The 18104-nt window shown below is 66.5% G+C and carries 18 protein-coding genes and 4 pseudogenes; 15 read left to right on the top strand and 7 right to left on the bottom strand.

The genetic code is table 11. The annotated features are described in order from the left end of the window. Window position 1: 1 nt before the first annotated feature. Window positions 2–562 (top strand): nucleosidase, encoded by a 561-nt coding sequence (locus GORHZ_RS17930; protein WP_006335455.1) that lies wholly within the window; start codon window positions 2–4, stop codon window positions 560–562. 23 nt (window positions 563–585) lie between these two features. Here the strand turns inward: GORHZ_RS17930 and GORHZ_RS31750 are convergent, their stop codons facing one another. From GORHZ_RS31750 to GORHZ_RS17915, 4 genes and pseudogenes are all read right to left on the bottom strand, one after another. Continuing rightward, the gene (locus GORHZ_RS31750) at window positions 586–1497 is read right to left on the bottom strand and encodes a DUF6542 domain-containing protein (protein WP_245551455.1); all 912 of its coding nucleotides are present in this window, start codon (window positions 1495–1497) and stop codon (window positions 586–588) included. Window positions 1498–1531: 34 nt separating this feature from the next. After that, the gene (locus GORHZ_RS17920; protein WP_006335453.1) at window positions 1532–2758 is read right to left on the bottom strand and encodes a DNA recombination protein RmuC; all 1227 of its coding nucleotides are present in this window, start codon (window positions 2756–2758) and stop codon (window positions 1532–1534) included. 36 nt (window positions 2759–2794) lie between these two features. After that, window positions 2795–3082: pseudogene (locus GORHZ_RS32270) on the bottom strand (methylated-DNA--[protein]-cysteine S-methyltransferase); the annotation flags it as partial. 444 nt (window positions 3083–3526) lie between these two features. After that, a pseudogene (locus tag GORHZ_RS17915) lies at window positions 3527–5026 on the bottom strand (DNA-3-methyladenine glycosylase 2 family protein); the annotation flags it as partial. Window positions 5027–5143: 117 nt separating this feature from the next. On the opposite strand from GORHZ_RS17915, the gene GORHZ_RS17910 reads away from it, so the two are divergent. The 3 genes from GORHZ_RS17910 to ychF are packed head-to-tail and all read left to right on the top strand — an operon-like array spanning window position 5144 to window position 8005. Beyond that, window positions 5144–5554: a CBS domain-containing protein gene (locus tag GORHZ_RS17910; RefSeq protein ID WP_157205247.1), complete on the top strand. Its 411-nt coding sequence runs from the start codon at window positions 5144–5146 to the stop codon at window positions 5552–5554. A gap of 59 nt (window positions 5555–5613) precedes the next feature. After that, window positions 5614–6894, top strand: a complete 1281-nt coding sequence (locus tag GORHZ_RS17905) for an AI-2E family transporter (RefSeq protein WP_083877350.1) — start codon at window positions 5614–5616, stop codon at window positions 6892–6894. Window positions 6895–6925: 31 nt separating this feature from the next. Beyond that, window positions 6926–8005 (top strand): redox-regulated ATPase YchF, encoded by a 1080-nt coding sequence (gene ychF, locus GORHZ_RS17900; RefSeq protein WP_006335449.1) that lies wholly within the window; start codon window positions 6926–6928, stop codon window positions 8003–8005. Between the two features lie 73 nt (window positions 8006–8078). Here ychF and GORHZ_RS17895 read toward each other — a convergent pair whose 3' ends face one another. Beyond that, a complete protein-coding gene (locus GORHZ_RS17895; RefSeq protein ID WP_006335448.1) occupies window positions 8079–8879 on the bottom strand; it encodes an ABC transporter permease in 801 nt (266 codons plus the stop codon). Then, window positions 8876–9811, bottom strand: coding sequence for an ABC transporter ATP-binding protein (locus tag GORHZ_RS17890; RefSeq protein ID WP_006335447.1), 936 nt, complete (start codon window positions 9809–9811; stop codon window positions 8876–8878). The genes GORHZ_RS17895 and GORHZ_RS17890 overlap by 4 nt, the downstream gene beginning before the upstream one ends. A gap of 623 nt (window positions 9812–10434) precedes the next feature. On the opposite strand from GORHZ_RS17890, the gene GORHZ_RS17885 reads away from it, so the two are divergent. From GORHZ_RS17885 to GORHZ_RS17850, 10 genes and pseudogenes are all read left to right on the top strand, one after another. Then, window positions 10435–10719: a type II toxin-antitoxin system Phd/YefM family antitoxin gene (locus GORHZ_RS17885; protein WP_006335445.1), complete on the top strand. Its 285-nt coding sequence runs from the start codon at window positions 10435–10437 to the stop codon at window positions 10717–10719. Window positions 10720–10787: 68 nt separating this feature from the next. Continuing rightward, window positions 10788–10979 carry a type II toxin-antitoxin system RelE family toxin gene (locus GORHZ_RS17880; protein WP_083877352.1) on the top strand — a complete coding sequence of 64 codons (192 nt, stop codon included), beginning with the start codon at window positions 10788–10790 and terminating at the stop codon, window positions 10977–10979. Next, a pseudogene (locus tag GORHZ_RS30155) lies at window positions 10978–11130 on the top strand (type II toxin-antitoxin system RelE/ParE family toxin); the annotation flags it as partial. The gene GORHZ_RS17880 and the pseudogene GORHZ_RS30155, both read left to right, overlap by 2 nt. Next, on the top strand, window positions 11102–11401 hold the full coding sequence (locus GORHZ_RS17875; protein WP_373279614.1) for a HigA family addiction module antitoxin: 300 nt from the start codon (window positions 11102–11104) through the stop codon (window positions 11399–11401). The pseudogene GORHZ_RS30155 and the gene GORHZ_RS17875, both read left to right, overlap by 29 nt. Window positions 11402–11482: 81 nt before the next feature. Then, window positions 11483–11722, top strand: coding sequence for an AbrB/MazE/SpoVT family DNA-binding domain-containing protein (locus tag GORHZ_RS17870; RefSeq protein ID WP_006335441.1), 240 nt, complete (start codon window positions 11483–11485; stop codon window positions 11720–11722). Continuing rightward, window positions 11719–12156 (top strand): type II toxin-antitoxin system VapC family toxin, encoded by a 438-nt coding sequence (locus GORHZ_RS17865; protein WP_040532386.1) that lies wholly within the window; start codon window positions 11719–11721, stop codon window positions 12154–12156. Before GORHZ_RS17870 ends, GORHZ_RS17865 begins: the two co-directional genes overlap by 4 nt. A gap of 112 nt (window positions 12157–12268) precedes the next feature. Then, the gene (locus GORHZ_RS17860; RefSeq protein ID WP_006335437.1) at window positions 12269–12466 is read left to right on the top strand and encodes a type II toxin-antitoxin system VapB family antitoxin; all 198 of its coding nucleotides are present in this window, start codon (window positions 12269–12271) and stop codon (window positions 12464–12466) included. After that, window positions 12463–12546: pseudogene (locus GORHZ_RS30935) on the top strand (VapC toxin family PIN domain ribonuclease); the annotation flags it as partial. The gene GORHZ_RS17860 and the pseudogene GORHZ_RS30935, both read left to right, overlap by 4 nt. 133 nt (window positions 12547–12679) lie before the next feature. Further along, on the top strand, window positions 12680–13660 hold the full coding sequence (locus tag GORHZ_RS17855) for a glycoside hydrolase family protein (protein WP_006335435.1): 981 nt from the start codon (window positions 12680–12682) through the stop codon (window positions 13658–13660). Window positions 13661–13959: 299 nt separating this feature from the next. Beyond that, window positions 13960–15540, top strand: coding sequence for an alpha/beta hydrolase domain-containing protein (locus tag GORHZ_RS17850; protein WP_006335433.1), 1581 nt, complete (start codon window positions 13960–13962; stop codon window positions 15538–15540). Window positions 15541–15695: 155 nt separating this feature from the next. Here GORHZ_RS17850 and GORHZ_RS17845 read toward each other — a convergent pair whose 3' ends face one another. Beyond that, entirely contained in the window at window positions 15696–16754 is a 1059-nt protein-coding gene (locus tag GORHZ_RS17845) for a DUF2189 domain-containing protein (RefSeq protein WP_040532407.1), read from the bottom strand. Between the two features lie 294 nt (window positions 16755–17048). Between GORHZ_RS17845 and GORHZ_RS17840 the strand changes: the two genes are divergently transcribed. Beyond that, entirely contained in the window at window positions 17049–18041 is a 993-nt protein-coding gene (locus tag GORHZ_RS17840) for a YihY/virulence factor BrkB family protein (protein WP_006335429.1), read from the top strand. The last annotated feature ends 63 nt before the right edge of the window (window positions 18042–18104 follow it).

Raw genomic sequence — 18104 nt, 5'->3', positions numbered from 1 at the left:
CGTGACAATCGATTCAGCAACACTGGTGGTGGCGGCCACGCGTGCCGAGGCGCGGTACGTGCCGTCGGGGGCGCAGCTGCTCATCACCGGAATCGGCAAGGTGCGGGCCGCAACCGCACTGGCCCGCGCGCTCAGCGCCGCCGACGCCGACCGGATCCGACAGGTCGTCAACGTGGGTACCGCGGGTGCGCTGCACGATCATCATTCGGACATCTTCGTGCCGTCGGCGGTCATCGAGCATGACATCAGCAGTGCCGAGCTCACCTCGATGGGCTTCCCGATGATCGACCGGTGGGAACTGCCCGGCGGCGACGGCTCTGTCCTCGCGTCAGGCGACACCTTCGTCGCCGATCCGGTACGTCGCGCGGAGTTGGCCGACCGGGCCGATCTGGTCGACATGGAGGGGTGCGCGATCGCCTATGTCAGCGCCGAGTTCGGGGTGCCGTGCCGTCTGGTGAAGGTCGTCACCGACGGCGCCGACGAGGGCTCCATGCAGGACTGGCCGTCGTTCATCGATGCCGGTGCCCGACGACTCGGGGCTTGGCTCGCGGCGAACGCGTGACCGATGTCGGTGATTGACCGACGTCAGCTCTGGTAGCGGGCGCCGGCCGAGGGATATCCCGCCGACGGTGGGCGCTCGCGCATCGCGGCAGCCTCGAGGCGTTCGCCCGATTCGGCGCGCATCATCGCGCCGGCGGTGATGCGACGTCTGGTGGGCGCGGACCCGGTGCGGGTCTGGTCGGCGCGGCCGTTCGCGCCCGACGCGGTCGGCTGTCCCTTGGCCGGTTTGGCCTTGCCGGGTTGGCCGGTGGTCGGTTGCCGCTTGGCAGGCTGCGTTGTTCCCTGCTGCCCGTTGGCTCCGGCGCCCGCGGTGCCCTCCGGTGTCGCGGCCGATCGGGTCCGACGAGACGGATCGGCCGGCGCCTTCTTGCGTGGTCGGGCGGCGGGGTCGGTCTGGCGGTTCCTCGGCTTCGCCGGACGTGCCGACCGGTTCGCCGCCGGGTGTGTGGGCGCCGCCGACGACGCGGCGCGCCGGCCGCGCTTTCCAACCAGTTGCTCGCGTCCGCCGGTGAAGAACCACCGGCCCACCACGAGTGCGAGGGTCACCACGAACACCGTCGCCATCCACGGGAAGTCGTTGGCGATCGGCAGCAGGACCTTGAAGATCAGACTCTTCAGCCCCGACGACGCCTGATCGGCGTTGAGTCCGTAGAGCGTGATGACGCCGACCAGAAACGCGATCAGCGGCGGTTGGGCCGCCGCGGTGAACAGGGCGCGGCGACGAACGGCGAGGGCAGCGAGAACGCACCCCATCAAGTAACAGAACTTGAAGACCGCACCGAGCGTATCGGTGTTGCTGGCATCGATCGCGGCACCGATCCCGGTGACGCCGGTTGCCACCAGCACGGCACCCCACCAGGGGAGTCCGCGGACCGACGGCAGCACCGATTGCTGATCCAGCGGCACCGCTGAACGCTGTTGCTGGGCAGAAGACACATCTAGACGGTACCGGGTCGATCTCAGAAAACCGCTAACCGCCGGGTGATGTTGCCCATTGATCGTCGTCGGATGTCGACCACCCCCGCTCGGGGGTGTCCGCGCTGGTCCGTATGCCCCCGGCGCTGCGTACGGTGATGTCGATCGGCGATACCGAGGTGTGCTCAGGCTCACCGTGGATGGCCTCCAGATCGGCGAGTTTGCGGGCGGTCACGCCGAGTCGCGTGTCCACCGCGCCGACGGTCGAGTTGAAGGATTCGACCGCGCGGCGCAGCGAACCGCCGAGCCGATCGAGGTGTCCGAGGACCCCGCCGAGTCGGTGATGCAGTTCGGTGCCGAGTTGGTGGATCACCGCCGCATCCCGGGCCATCGCGTCGTGACGCCAGCCGAGCGCCACGGTGCGCAGCAGCGCGATCAGCGTCGACGGCGTGGTCAGAACCACGTTCTTGGCGAAGCCGAACTCGATGAGGTCGGGGTCGACCCGCACCGCGGCCTCGAGCACGGGATCGCTGGGCACGAACAGCACGACCATCTCGGGGGTGTTGTCGAAGGCCGACCAGTAGGCCTTCGACGACAGGTGGCCGATGTGGCCGCGCACCGCGCGGGCGTGGTCGGCGAACCCTCGGGCCGCCACATCCGGATCCTCGGCCTCGATCGCCGACAGATAGGCCTGCAGGGGAACCTTGGCGTCGACCACGATGTCGCGCCCTCCGGCCAGGTGAACGACTAGGTCCGGTCGGACCGCGCCCGCGGAACCCTGCGCGGAGACCTGTGTCGTGAAGTCGCAGTGGCGGGTCATCCCGGAGAGTTCGACGACCCGCTCGAGTTGCAGTTCGCCCCACCGGCCCCGGATGTGGGGTGTGTGCAGCGCCGTGGCGAGTTGCCGGGTCTGATTCGTCAGCTCCGCCGAGGCGGTGTGCATGCTGCGCACCTGCTCGGTCAGGCCGGCGTAGGCATTGATGCGGTGATGTTCGGTGCGTCGTAGCTCCTCGGACAGCTGTGACAGCACCGCTCGCAACGGGTCCACGATGTGGGCGATCTGGGAGCCGATTGCCGACGACTGACGCCGGGCGGCGTCCTCGCTGGCACTCGACAGCGACCGCGCGGCGAGCTCGTGTGCCCCGCGCACCGCATCCAGTTCGGCGTGCGCGGCGGCGAGGGCAGCCGCGGACCTCGACGCGTGCGCGAGCCACCCGACGATGAGCCCGATGACGATCCCGGCGAGCACGGCGACGATGACGGAAGTCTGCATGCCCGCCATGTTCCCCGGCGGGTCCGACAATTTGCGGGGAGAGTGTCAGTCGGACCGATCGCCCTCGGACCGATCGCCCTCGGACCGATCGCTCTCGGACCGATCGCTCTCGCGGGCGAGCAGGGATTGTTTGATCGTCAACCCGTAGCGGAACCCGCCGAGCGAGCCATCGGTGCGCAGGACCCGATGACACGGCACGAACAATGCCACGGCGTTGCGTGAGCAGGCGGCCGCGGCGGCCCGGACCGCAGCGGGGTCACCGGCCAACTCCGCGAACCGCGAGTAGGTCACCGGCTCGCCCGGCGCAACGGTCCGCAACACCGACCACGCCCGCTCGAGGAAGGGCCCGGACCGCTGGTGGACCTCGATGTCGCCGACGGCGGCGAACTCGCCCGCGTAATACGACTCGACGCTGTCGCGGATGGCGCCGAGCCCGTCGGTGCGCTGCACCGACTCGGGGCGGATCGCCCGATGGATCAACGCGGTCAGATAAGCGGCGTCGTCGGTCCAGCCCGAGGCCAGCACCCGGTCGTCGTCGTCGGCGAGGATCGTGAAGGTTCCGTCTGGTGTGGTGACCGACGTCCACCGAGCGGTGGGACCGGCCTGGGCGACGGGGGTGTGTGCGGGGGTGGGGGACGGGATGTCAGCGGAGGTGGTCATCGTGCTCCTTCGTCGTGTCGCGGTGGGGACGGCAATCGGCGGCTGTGGGCAGGACGGCCTCGGTTCGGACGGCCTCTGCTCGGACTCCATCGGTTCGGACAGCACCGGTTCGGCGTGCGCGAGCCGATGGCGCCACAGGTGCATCGACGCATACGACCGCCACGGGGACCACGCGGCCGCCGCCGTCGCAAGCTCGATGCCGAGGTCGGTGGCGGCCCGTCTGACCACCAGGTCCCGGTCGAGCATGATGTCCGGATCGCCGGTGACCCGCATCGTCACATAGTCGGCGGTCCACTCTCCGACCCCCGGCAGGGTGAGCAATGCGGCTCGAAGATCAGACGCAGCACACCCCGCATGCGGTTCCACCCGGCGCTCGGCGAGAGCCTCGGCAACCGCGACGATCGCGTCGATACGACGACGCGGCCCGCTCAGCACGCGGTGTCCCTGGTCGGCGATCGTCGCGGTGTCGGGGAACAACAGCCACCCGGCATCGCCGGGATCGGCCGTGTCCCAGGAGGCCGGCCGGCCGAGGTCGGCGACCAGCCGTCGGAGGTGATGCCGGGCGGCCTTGACGCTGATCTGCTGTCCGATCATGGTCCGGATCAGGGTTTCGGCGGGGTCCACCGACCCCGGGACACGCAGGCCCGGGGCGGCGTCGACGAGCGCCGTCAGCGATCCGTCGCGGCGCAGCGCGGCGTCCGCGCTTGCCGTGTCGGCATCGAGGTCGAGCAGGCGCCGGATGCGGTTGACCGCGACCGACAGATCGCGCATGTCCAGATGCGCGACGCGACAGATCACATGGGTGGCGGCGGGGCGGATGGTCACCAGGGCGGGCCCGTTCGGTAGCCGCAGGATTCGTCGGTACGTCCAACCGTCGGCGAAAGGCGACGGGTCGTCGAGGTCGACCCGCTCGACCCCGGCGACCGCGTGGGCCGACAGGAACCAGCACAGCCAGCGTGTGTCGAGCGGCCGACGATACGGCAGGCGCAACGACACCTCTCCGACCGTCGACGATGCCGTCGCGGACCGCGATCGCAGCGCGCGCAGACGGGTCGGTGTCAGCCCGAAGATCTCGCGGATGGTGTCGTTGAACTGCCGGACACTGCGGAAACCTGCGGCGAACGCCACGTCGGACATGGGCATCGTCGTGCACTGAATCAGGACTCGGGCGGTGCCGGCCCGGTGCGCGCGGGCCAGCGCGAGTGGGCCTGCGCCGAGTTCGGTGGTGAGTACCCGGTTCAGGTGTCTCTGGGTGTAGCCGAGCCCGGCGGCCAGGCCGTCGACACCCTCGCGCTCGACCACACCGTCGGCGATCAGCCGCATCGCCCGCGATGACAGGTCGGCCCGGGCGTCCCACCGGGGCGAGCCGGGCACGGCGTCCGGCGTACAGCGGCGGCAGGCCCGGAACCCCTGCTGCTGCGCAGCGGCCGCGGTGAGCACGAAGTGCACGTTCTGCGGCCGTGGGGTCTGGGCCGGACACGACGGGCGGCAGTAGATCCCGGTGGTGTGCACGGCGACGAAGAACTGGCCGTCGAACCGCGCATCCCGCGACTCCACCGCGCGGTAGCAGCGGCCGAAGTCGAGCTGTTCGGAGGTCCGGATCGACGTGGTCACCACCCCACTCTGACATTGATCACACTCGAGCTCTGGCGGGAATCAGACATGGCCGTGTTTGGTTGTTCGAAACGGAGGAAGTGGTGACGCAGATAACAATTCCCTGGCACCATGAGAACTATGAGCACACCAATCGGGGGTGGCCGACAACGACGTCGGAGTGAGCTCCCGCTGTCCGAGTTCCCGGCCTGGGCGCTGGAAGTGATGATGGGTCTGTACGGACCCGACACCATCAAGCAGGCCTGTGCCGACGAGGAGTCCGGTGCCGCCGACGGCCGGACCCACCACCTACCTCACCTACCTCATATGCCCGACGGGCCGTGGGAAACGCGTCTGGACTCCTATGACTGGTCGGCGGGACCCGAGACCGGACCGCGGGCGCCGGACCCTGAGGACGTGGTCGGGTCGGGGACCGACGAGCCGAAACCCCCCGCCGGCGACGCGCCCCCGCCGTCGCCCATCGTCGTCGAACTCGAGGCGATCAACGAACTTGTCCGCTACCTGGAGCGCAAGTTCCGTCATCATCGCTGAGCCGGAGCCGGCACCGCGCACGTGACGCGCGGCGTGGTCTGATGCGCCGATCACGGTGAATGACGGTCCGATGTGTGACCATTCTTGCCGTGACCGAAGAATCGGGTGTGCCCGGCGAACCGGACAGGGGACCGACCGCACACGACGCGGCGTCAGAGGTAACCGACCATCCGACGCGCGCACAGGTGGTGCTTGCCGGCCTGCGGTCCAGTTCGATCGTCGGCCTGCAGATAATCCTGGTGGTCGCCGCCCTGTGGATCGTGCTGTGGCTTCTGGGCCGACTCTGGGTGGTTCTGCTCCCGGTGCTGTTCGCCATCATCGTGTGCACCGTCCTGTGGCCCCCGGTCCGATGGATGCGCAATCGCGGGGTGCCGGCCGCAGCTGCATCACTGGTCATGATGCTCGTCGGTATCGGGGTGCTCGCCGGTGTCGTCGCAGTGATCGTGCCGTCGATCGTGCGCCAGGCACCGGAACTCGCCGCCCGTGCCACCGACGGTGTACGCCGGCTGCAGGAGTGGATACAGGGTCCGCCGCTGAACGTGCGAGACGAGCAGCTCAACAACGTCGTCAACGCCATCACCGACAAGCTGCAGTCGAGTGCGTCGACGATCGCTGCGGGCGTGTTCAGCGGAGTGGGGACCGCGACCTCGATGGTGGTCACCCTGTTCACCGCGCTCATCCTGGTGTTCTTCTTCCTCAAGGACGGACCGAAGTTCGTACCGTGGCTCGACCGGACGTTGGGCAAGCCGTCGGGCACCCACGTCGGCGAGGTCCTGCTCCGGATGTGGAACGGTCTCGGCGGCTTCATCCGTACCCAGGCCATCGTGAGTTTCGTCGACGCGACGCTGATCGGGGCGGGTCTGTTCATCCTCCAGATACCGCTGGCCGGGGTGCTGGTGGTGATCACCTTCCTCGGCGGGTTCATCCCGATCGTCGGTGCGTTCGTCGCGGGCGCCCTGGCGGTGTTGATCGCACTGGTGTCCAACGGCCTGACCTCGGCCCTCATCGTGCTCGGCATCATCCTCGCGGTGCAGCAACTCGAGGGCAATGTGCTGCAGCCATGGCTGCAGGCGAAGTCGATGGATCTGCATGCGGTGATCGTGCTGCTGTCGGTGACCCTGGGTGGCACCATGTTCGGGATCACCGGCGCATTCCTCGCCGTGCCGGCGGCGGCCTCGCTCGCGGTGGTGCTGCGCTACGTCAACGAGCAGATCGCCATCCGGGCGGGCGAGACGCCGCCACCGGTGGGTGTCCCGGTGACCACAGAGATCGGGATCTCCGACGACGACGAGCCGTCTGGCTCTTCTGCGGACGAGCCTGGCGCCCCACCCCAGCCCTGAGAACCAGCCGGGGCCGATAGACTGGCCACCCGTGAGTCTCACCCTCGGAATCGTCGGGCTGCCCAACGTCGGTAAGTCGACCCTGTTCAACGCGCTGACCCGTAACGACGTGCTGGCCGCGAACTACCCGTTCGCCACCATCGAGCCCAACATCGGGGTCGTCGAGCTCCCTGACAAGCGCCTACAGCGCCTCGCGGAGATCTTTGGCAGTGAGCGCATCCTTCCGGCGACCGTCTCGTTCGTCGACATCGCGGGCATCGTGAAAGGCGCCTCCGAGGGGGAGGGAATGGGTAACCAGTTCCTCGCCAACATCCGCGAGGCCGACGCGATCTGTCAGGTCGTGCGCGTCTTCGCCGACGACGACGTGGTGCACGTCGATGGGCGCGTCGACCCGTTCACCGACATCGGGGTGATCGAGACCGAGCTGATCCTCGCCGATCTGCAGACACTCGAGAAGGCCATCCCGCGGCTGGAGAAGGAGGCGCGCAAGAACAAGGACACCGCCGCGACCCTGGCCGCCGCACAGACGGCGCAGGAACTGCTCAACACCGGCAGGACCCTGTTCTCGCAAAAGGATTCATTCGACCTGTCAACCGTCCGCGAGTTGCACCTGATGACCGCGAAGCCGTTCCTCTACGTCTTCAACTCCGACGAATCGGTGCTCACCGACGACGCCCGCAAGAAGGAGCTGCGTGAGGCCGTCGCACCCGCGGACGCGGTCTTCCTCGATGCGAAGGTGGAGAGCGAACTCCTCGAACTCGACGAGGAAGACGCGCTGGAACTGCTCGACTCGATCGGGCAGGACGAGCCGGGCCTACGATCGCTCGCCCGCGCGGGCTTCCACACTCTGGGCTTGCAGACCTACCTCACCGCCGGACCCAAAGAGGCCCGCGCCTGGACCATCCACCAGGGCGACACGGCCCCCAAAGCCGCCGGGGTCATCCACACCGATTTCGAGAAGGGCTTCATCAAGGCCGAGATCGTATCCTTCGACGACCTGGACACCAACGGATCGATGGCCGCGGCGAAGGCCGCCGGCAAGGTGCGCATGGAGGGCAAGGACTACGTGATGGCCGACGGCGATGTCGTCGAGTTTCGGTTCAACGTCTAGCAGAAGAAGGACCGCCGGACCCAGGAGAGTCGGGTCCGGCGGTCGGCGCACAGCGGCCTCGGCCGACGGGTGGCTACTTGACTTCTGTGTGCAGCACCCGGATCACACCCAGCGTCAGTGGGATGGCGACCCAGATGACGGCCGACACGGTCAGCCGACTCCACTCCCCACCGGCGGCCCAGTCGCCGGATTGAAACGGCACACCCGTGGTGGTGAGATCGACCCACCCGGCCAGGTTGGTCTTGAACCACGGCACCAACTCCGAGAGCAGTGACATCGCGGTGGGCAACGCGAAGTAGGCGACGATCGCGCCCGGCGTGTTGAGAATCAGTGCGGCGAAGCCGAATCCGACGAGCAGCCACAGCATCTGCAGCGTGAACGAGTTGATCAGCGCGGCGGCTGTGAACTCCCACGAGCCGGCCGGATCGCCGTAGATCAGGCCGGCCACCACATTCGCCACCGCCCCGAAAGTCAGCGACACCACGACAGCTGCGATACCGGCGATGAGCGCGACCCCCAGCTTCGCGAGCAGGATACGTTCGCGCCGCGGCTCCATGGTGAAGGTGGTCAACGCATTTCGCTGACTCCACTCGCTGGTGACGAGCAGGATCGCCATCACCGGAAGGAGGGTCGAGATCGGGATGTTCATCATGGCGAAGAATTCGATGAAGTTCAGATGCCCGAGACTCTCCCGATCGGCGATCAGCATGGCGATCACCACGATCGCCGAGATGACTCCGACCGATGCGGCCAGCCAGAAGCCGGCCCGGGTGTCGACGAGCTTGCGGAGTTCGACGCGGGTGAGTCTGCTGAGCGGGATCGGCGCGGCATCGCGCTCGACGGCAGGCGACTGTGGTCGATGGAGGGTGGTCACGACTGTGCTCCTTGCAGGACGGTGGCGTCACGAAACGTCGGGACGGATTCTCGTTGGGTCTGCTGGGTCAGTTGGAGGAACATCTCTTCGAGTTGTGCGCCGTCACCGACGCGGAGCTCGACGAGTGGAATCTGTTGTCGCAGTGCGATCCTGCCGATGTCCTCGGGCGCGGCGTCGGCGGTGAATCCACCCTCTGCCACCGGTTGCGCGGCGATGCCGGCCACCGACAACGCGCGCGCCAGCGCGTCGTCATCGAGGGAACGCACCCGCGTGCCACTGCCCGCGAGGAGCTCTTCCTTGGTGCCCTCGGCGACGATGCGTCCCTGGCCGACGACCAGGATCTCGTCGGCGATGATCTCGATCTCGTGCAGCAGATGCGACGACAACAGCACGGTACCGCCGCGATTGGCATAGTCGCGCAACAGGCTTCGCATCCAGTGAATGCCTGCGGGGTCGAGACCGTTGGCCGGCTCATCGAGGATGAGGATGTGCGGGTCACCGATGAGTGCGTTGGCGATGCCGAGTCGTTGGCGCATGCCGAGTGAGTAGTTGCGGACGCGGCGGTTCGCCTCGTCCGGGGTCAGGCTGACGAGATCGAACATCTCGTCGACCCGACTGCTCGGCACCCCCAGTGTCATCGCGGTCAGGCGCAGGATCTCCGCGCCGGTCCGTCCGGCATGCTGCGCCGACGCGTCGAGCAGAACCCCGACTTGAGTTGCCGGGTTGGGGATTTCACGATACGGGCGATCGCCGATGCGAACCGATCCCGACGTCGGCGGGGTGAGGCCGACCATGATGCGCATCGTGGTGGACTTGCCGGCGCCGTTGGGGCCGAGGAAGCCGGTGACCAGGCCCGGCTTGCACACGAACGAAACGTCGTTGACCGCGACATGGTCGCCATATCGCTTGGTCAGGTTCTCAACTGTGATCATGGACTAGATCGTGTCGCGTCGAGTACGTCGGCCACATCGGGTGGAAGGCTGAAAACCACCCTGATTGATGCCGTAGACCGCACGGGTGAGAGCCGGGGTTTACCCCGAGTGCCTTGGCTGACGCACATTGCGAGGGTGTCCGACCTGCAGTGCGAGTACGTCGCACCTTCGCCATGACTTCCTTCGGTGTTGGGGCACAAGCGAATCGGGAGTTGCTTGTGGAGGCGGTGTCGCTGCTGGTTCGGGTGACGCTTCTGGTGTCGTGACGTTGTGGAGTTTCGGTTCAACGTGTGGTCGGGTTCCGATCCAACGTCAGCGTAGGCGCTTTGGTATGGTGATCGCCTCCATGGCGCTGTATCTTGGCGGCTCGGTTGTGCTGATGGTGTTCGGCGCATCGATCGGGTGGCTGCGCGAGCTGTTCGCGCGACAGCCGATCGGTGGGAAGTGGTGGATGTGGATTCCGTGCTCACGATCGTCGCCGCAGTCATCGTTTTCCGCCAGAGCCGCAAGCCCGCCGAGGAGGCTGCCGGTAGCAGTGCGTAGCGTCGACTGGGGTCGGCCCATCTGCGCTCTTTCGATGCTGATGCCACGACTCGTTCAGTTATCGCGCTAGAATTCTGTACATGACTACGTTGCCGATCGCAGATGTACGGGCCAACCTCTCCAAGTTGGTGGACGAGGCGGTGCGCACTCATCAGCGGGTGGAGGTCACCAAGAACGGGCGTCGCGCCGCCGTGCTGATCAGCGCCGACGACTACGACTCTCTCATGGAGACGCTCGAAATCCTGAGTGATCGAGAAGCGATGGAGGCCATCCGCGAGGCTGATGCCGATATCGCCGCTGGTCGGGTCTACCCGCTGGAGGAGGTGGAGGCCGAACTCCGCGCGAAGGGCGTCATCACTTCGTGACTTACCGGGTCGAACTGACTCGACGCGCTCGGCGAAGTCTGTCCGAGGAGCTGCCCGAGGTTGTCGCCATGGCTTGTTGGGAGTTCATCCGCGGTCCACTCGCCGAGAACCCTCAGCGGGTCGGCAAGCGTCTGCGTGGTGAGTTGGCCGGCCGCTGGTCGGCGCGGCGCGGCGAGTTTCGGGTGGTCTACGAGATTCACGAGGACATCGTCGTTGTCCGGGTAATCGACGTACGACATCGTCGTGAGGTCTATCGGTGACGACCCGCGGATTCCTCCAGGCAACCGGCTTGAGCGTCTGGTGGGTGACCGCAGGGGTCAGCACAGTATTCGCGTCAGCAGCCAGTGGCGGATCTGCTTCACATGGAGAGACGGAGGTGCAGATGATGTCGAACTCGTCGACTACCACTGAGGGCGACCTGATCGAGCCGATCCACCCAGGTGAGGTACTCATGGAGGACTTCATCGAGGGCTTCGGGATCACGCAGCACAAACTCGCCGTTGCGATTGGTGTGCGGCCACGCCGCATCAATGAGATCGTGCACGGCAAGCGGGGGATCACGGCTGACACAGCCGAGCGGCTGAGCAAGTACTTCGGCACGTCCGCCGAGTTCTGGATGAATCTGCAGTCGCACTACGAGTTGCGGTCGAGCGGCGAGCGTTGCGCGAACAGCTTGATGTGATCACGCCGCTGGACTCCGCATGACGCGCATAGGCGCATCGTGACGCAGTTCATGATGGGATTGCGTTGGTAGGATAATCCCATGGAAGCCACGATCGACTCGGGTGGACGGCTACTGCTGCCGAAGCGACTCCGCGACCTGCTGGGGCTCGCACCCGGTTCTACTGTGGACGTCTCGCTTTACGGCAGCGGTCTGCAGATCACTCCGGGGGGCCGCACTGCGCGCCTGGAACGAGACGCGAGTGGCAGGCTGGTCGCTGAGTCCGAGACCGTCGTCACCGACGAGATCATGTTCGGATTGATCGATTCGGGTCGACGTTGACGAACGAGTCGCGGTTTGCCGTCGACACGAGCGTGGCTGTGCCACTCCTCGTCGCAGCGCATCAAGCCCACCGATCGGTCAGATCATGGGTGGGCAATCGTGTACTCAGTCTCAGCGGACATGCGCTCGCCGAAACCTACTCCGTGTTGACTCGTCTTCCGGGTGATGCACGTGTGAGCCCCGCAGACGCAGTTCTGCTGATCGACGACAACTTCGAGGACCACTTGGCCCTTTCGTCCCATGGAGCCGTTTCGGCTCATCGGGAACTCGCTCGCCGCGGTGTGGCCGGCGGGGCGACATACGACGGCCTGGTGGCTTTGGCAGCTCGCGAACACGACGCCGTGCTCGTCACGCGCGATGCGCGTGCTCGACCCACGTACGAGGCACTCGGCGTGCGGGTCGCAGTCATCGCGGCATCCGCGGGACCGGAATGAAAGGTCAGGACGGTCGAAGCGACGCATGGCGGGAGGTCATGTCGCGACATCGCGAGATAGCCTCTGTCCAGGCGTCATATGTGGCATCACTTGATGCGCATGGAGGTGCCGGATGAGGACTACCGTGACAGTCGACGACGCTCTGCTGGAGAAGGCGGAAGCCCTGACAGGTGTGCATGAGAGGGCTGCGCTGATTCGGATCGGGCTACAAACCTTGATTCGCGTCGAGAGTGCGCGCCGTCTCGCTGCACTGGGTGGCACGGATCCGCAGGTTACCGCCGCGCCGAGGCGCCGAGCCTCGGACGGATGATTCTGGTCGACACGTCAGTCTGGATCGATCACCTGCATTCCATGGATGCCCGGCTTGCACGACTTCTCGCCGACGACGAGATCGCGACTTCTCTGGCCCAGATATCGCCTGAGCGCATCGGGCGCGTCGACGCTGAGTGACGAGTGAATCCTCGCGCGCTTTGTGGCCAAAGTTCTGCATGGTGTTTCTGGTGTCACCGATAATGCACCGGTGATGCTTTCCAAACGAGCCGCCGTCTCCGCCGCAACGGTGGTGGTGCTGGCCTGCGCAGGATTGGTGATCGCGCCCGCGGGGAGCAGTGGCGCTGCACCGCGGTCCGGCTGGCGCTACACGATCACGGCGTTCAGCAACGCCAGCGACCGCGTCATGGATGTCTACCAGTCGAGCGATGCGACGCGGTACCAATTGGTCCGAAAAGCGGCGTACCGGCCGCCATCGGGACTCGTGCGGGACCCGAGCATCTTTCGCAACACCGACGGCTGGTACTACCTCACCTACACGACGATCGACGGCGCGAACATCGGTTTCGCGCGCAGCCGCGACCGCGTCAACTGGACGTTCATGGGGAACTGGCCGGTCCCGTTATGCTGCGCCTTCCTGCCGGGCACGGGGGATGGCAAAGGGCTCTTCGGATCTTCGGGTTCCCTGGGTTCGTCGGGCTCGGCCGGATCCTCCGACGGTCCGTCCCTCTCGCCGTTCACCACCAAAGCCTGGGCGCCCGACTGGTTCATCGACGGTGGCCGGGTCAACGTCATTTTGTCGATGTCGACCGGTGGCGGCTTCGTGCCGTATCTGTTGACCGCGCTCGATCCGTCGCTGCGGCTCTGGAGCCCGCCGGTTCCGCTCGCCGGTATCGGCGCCGACCACATCGACACCACCGTGGTCAAGGTGGGAGCGACCTACCACGCGTTCACCAAGAACGAGACGAAGAAGGTCATCGAGCATGCGGTCGCCGCGTCGCTCGCGGGGCCCTACAGATTCGTTCCGCCCGGAAATTGGGGCTCGATGGTGGAGGGCCCGGCCGTGGTCCAGTTGCCGAACGGCACCTGGCGGATCTACCTCGACGCCTACAAGAGAAGAAAGTACCTGTACTCCGACAGCAGCGATGGGCTGCGCACCTGGTCGCCGGTGAAACAGCTTCCGGGACTTTCTGGTTCGGTGCGGCATTTCGGCGTGATGCGCGAGCCGGCATGACAGCGATATCACGCGCGACGCCCGCGCTCGGCCTACCCACGAGGCGATCAGTGTGCTGGTAACAGCGGAAACGGCGTCAGTCGGCCGGAATGAACGGCGACGCAGTCGAGTCCGGGTTTGATCTCTGGTGTCATCCAGCACATGCAGCGCCGACGGTGCTCTCGACCTGGGCCGGCGTCCCGACCGCAGCAGGGAATCTCGCGGTCGATCGGATCTGCCGGATTTGCCGAATGGACGCGTGCTCGCGGCCGGCGGGGTTAGCATCACGCCAACAAATCGGTCGGCATCGGGGGTCGCTGGTGAGTGCAGTCGGCAAGGTCGTGGCCATCGTCGCGTGTGTGATCGCGATGACCGCGATGTGCGTGGTCAGCGCGCAGGCAGATGCGACGCCACGGGCGCCCCGTGTGTCCGGTCCGTTGACCGGTGGAGTTCACGACCGGCCCTGGGCGGCAACATCGTTCGATCCCGGCGACTTCGGTTATGCCGAGCGCGAATACCTGGTGTCGGGGACGGCGCACGCCTACGGGACATCGCGGCCGGATGTCCCGTTCGTGACCCGCATGCTCGTGTATCGGCCCACGGATCCCACGCGCTTCAGCGGAAACGTCACCGTCGAATGGACCAACGTCACCGGCCAGATCGACCATCCCTTCGAGTTCAACTGGCTCAATCGACAGGCGTTCGCGAACGGTGACGCGTACGTGGTGGTCAGCGCGCAGCAAACCGGTGCGTGCGGGCTACTTCTCAACGGACAACCGATGATTCCCGTCGGGCCGTACAAGGTGCCGCCATGTACTCCCATCTCCCTCAAGGGGTGGGACCCCGTGCGGTACGGATCGCTGTGGGTGCCCGACGACGACTACGCCTTCGACATCTTCAGCCAGGCCGGTTCGACACTGCGGAACACGACCGGAGTTCGTCCACTCGGCGGACTCGTGCCCAAGAAACTGGTCGCGATCGGTCTCTCGCAGTCGGCGATGATGCTCGACAAGTACATCATCCGGGGTGCCGATGACGCGGCCAAGGTGTACGACGGCTTCATCGTCGACAGCGAGGTGCAAGGCGAACTCCCGCAGCGCTACCGTGTCCCGACCATCCACCTCTGGAGCGAGGAATCCGGCCAGATCGGGGTACCCACCTCCGGAGCCAACCACCGCATCTGGTCGATCGCCGGCGCCGCACACGTCGACGGCTACAACGTGCGCCAGACGATCGAATTGATCCTCAACAACATCACCGCGCATCCTCGCATCACCCGCGCGCAGTACGACCAATCGGTCGCCGCGTCGGAGAACTACGGTCAGCAGGGGCCCGGCCTCGGGCTCACCTGCGCGGGCAGCTCGCAATTCCAGCGACGCTATGCGGTCGATGCGGCGGTGGCGGCGATGCAGGAATGGGTGAGCACGGGGACGCCCGCTCCGGTCGCAAAGCCGTTCCGCTACACCGGGTTCAAGCAGGCCGTCGAAGACATCCCTTTCAGCATCACGGTGCCGATACTCGCCGGCGGCGGGTTCGACGCCACCCGCCTGCTGGCCACCCCGTTCGCGCTGGAACGTGACTCGTACGGGAACGCGATCGGTGGTGTCCGTCTGCCCCAGATCGCTGCGCCGGTCGCGAGCTATCACGGGTCGCTGTGCTCGCTTTTCGGTATCACCGTGCCATTTGCGCCGACGGAGTTGTCGAGGCTGTACCCGACACACGCGGTCTATGTCGAGAAGATGCTTGCCACCACACGGAAGTCGGTGCGTGAACGCTTCATGACCCGCGTCGACGGCCTCGATCAGATGCGACTGGCGTGTGCATCAGCCATTCCCGGATGGGGAACGACGCCGCCCAACAGGCAGCCCAAAGTGTGCCGATCGCTTCACAACGCGCTGTGACGTTACTCGCGACTTCTCATGACAGCGAGCGCAGAACACAGTCGACGAGAACGGGCGCACAGTCGACGAGAACGGGTGCACGGACGACGAGAACGGGCGCACGGTCGACGAACATTCCGTCGACCGTGCGCCCGAAAGGTTTGATCGTGCTTCGGTTATGCGGCGTCCGGCGCGGCGATCGGGCCGCCGGTGAGCTTGCGCCAGCAGTGGACGTAGTACAGAGCCGCGATCGGTGCGCTGACGATCAGGCCGATGTAGCAAAGGATGGCGCCGACGACGTTGATCGCCCAGGCGACGATCACCGCGAGGAACGAGTCACCCGGCTTGCTCTTGGTCAATTCGAAGGATGCCTTCATCGCATCGATCGGTGACAGCGACCTGTCGATCGTCGCGACCACCGAGAACTGCAGGAAGAACACCGCGATCAAGCCCGGGATGATGCAGAGCGCATAGCCGATCGCGGAGACGATGCCGACCAGGATCGAGGTGAGGATCACCGGCCCGAATCGCATCGGTACCAGGAACGAGCTCGCGGACACGGCCTCCCCATTGGCGACACGGATCGCACCCGAGATGATGCTGGCCATCAAGTAGAGGATGCCGATGTAGACGACCAGCTGGATCAGGCCGAAGATGATCCAGCCGCCGGCGCTCATCGACGTGCTGGTGATCTCATAGGTGAAGCCGGTGCCTGAGCCGTAGGTGGTCGTCTCCGAGGTGCCGAAGATCGCGCTGTTGAAGATGCTGAGCAGCAGTGCGACCAGCAGGAGAACGAACACCGCGAGACCCGGCAGGATCATCGCGCCGACATTGCTCTTGAACTTGCCCCACGCCCACGAGAACGCCTCTCCGACATCGACCTTGTTGGGGTCGGCCGGCGGCATGCCGGGTGGTGGTGCCTGACCGTAGCCGGGTGGGGGTGGTGCCTGACCGTAGCCGGGTGGCGGTGGTGCCTGACCGTAGCCGGGTGGCGGTGGTGCCTGACCGTAGCCGGGTGGCGGGGGTGCCTGACCGTAGCCGGGTGGCGGTGGTGCCTGACCGTAGCCGGGCGGCGGGGGTGCCTGACCGTAGCCGGGTGGCGGGGGTGCCTGACCGTAGCCGGGTGGCGGGGGCGGTGGCTGCTGACCGTATCCCGCCGGTGGCGGCTGCTGTCCGGGTTGCTGATTGCCCGGGTCCGGCTGGTCTGACGGCGGCGGTTGCGGCGGCGAAGTCATGAATCGGAACGTTAGCAACGATCCGGCGGTCACGGGAACCGCCGAGCCGAACGGTCACCGATCCTTAACGCTTCGCCATGTGGGATCGACGGATCCGCGCGTGCGCCTCCCCTCAGGCTGCCCGACGAGCGGATGGACGGGACGGCAGACCACCGGACGACGGTCATGCGCGGGCGGATGTGGATTCGAAAGCGTCTGCGAGGAAACAATAGTCGCGGTCGCGCAATCGGCCGGGCGTGCTCTGTCGGGGACGCTCGCCGCGGGCCGGCCGAGGATTGGGTACTGTCGACGCCGATGCATGCGTTGTGGGGCCGCCTCCGGGTTCGTCTGCCGCCACGTATTCGGGCGGTGGCCGATCTCGCGGTGGCGACCGTCAAGGATTCCGGCGAGGATCGCATCACCGGGTTGGCCAGCGAGATCGCGTTCTGGGTGGTGCTGAGCTTGCCCGCGGTGGCGCTTGCCATCGTCTCGTTGGCCGGGTTACTCGATCCGCTGATGGGAGCCGATGCGCGGTTGCAGCTGATCGAACGGATCGAGGAGATCGCCGGGCAGGTCTTCCGGCCGGAGACCGTCGACAACGTGATCGCTGGGATGCTCAATAGTCTGCTGATCGAGGGATCGCCGCCGGTGTTCTCGATTGCATTCGCCATCGCGGTGTTCACCGTGAGCCGGATTCTGCGGGTTGTGGTTCTGGCCGTGACTATCGCCTATGACCTCGACGAGGAACGCCCGACGTGGATGGCCCGCGTGCTCGGACTGATTTTCGCCGTCGTCGGGTTGGTGATCGGCGTCGTCGTGGTGCCGGTCGTCGTCGGTGGCCCGCAGCTGGGTTACATCCTGGAACGACGGTGGGGCCTGGAGGCATTGCCGCTGGGGGAGATCTGGACAGTGGCGTACTGGCCGGTGGCCGTGGTGGGTCTGACCCTCGTGGTCGCGGCGCTGTTCCACTGGGCCACGCCGCGTCGCACACCCTTTCACCGGGACCTGCCCGGTGCCCTGCTGGCCACCGCGAGCGGTCTCGTGATCAGTGCCGGCCTGCGACTGTATACCGGCACCGCGTTCGGTGGAGGTGGCGTCTACGCCCCCCTCGCGGCGCCGCTGGCGATTCTGGTGTGGGTGTGGCTGATGGCGATCGTGCTGTTGTTCGGGGCAGAACTGAACGCCGAGATCGAGAAGGCCCATCCGTCCAATGGCTGGCCACCACCACGGCGGCGCACTCCGGTGGAGGTCGGCGCGACCGCGGCTCACCGGGTCCGGCGCGTCGTGCTGCCCCGAAGGATGTCGTGATCCGTGCCGCGGGATACCGTGGTCGGTCGGCACAGGCGCGGTCGAGGTCCGGGTTCGGAACCA

It is taken from the genome of Gordonia rhizosphera NBRC 16068 (assembly GCF_000298195.1).
Classification (GTDB): domain Bacteria; phylum Actinomycetota; class Actinomycetes; order Mycobacteriales; family Mycobacteriaceae; genus Gordonia; species Gordonia rhizosphera.
Note: the sequence above shows the minus strand (reverse complement) of the source record. Positions and strands in the feature narration are given on the sequence as shown.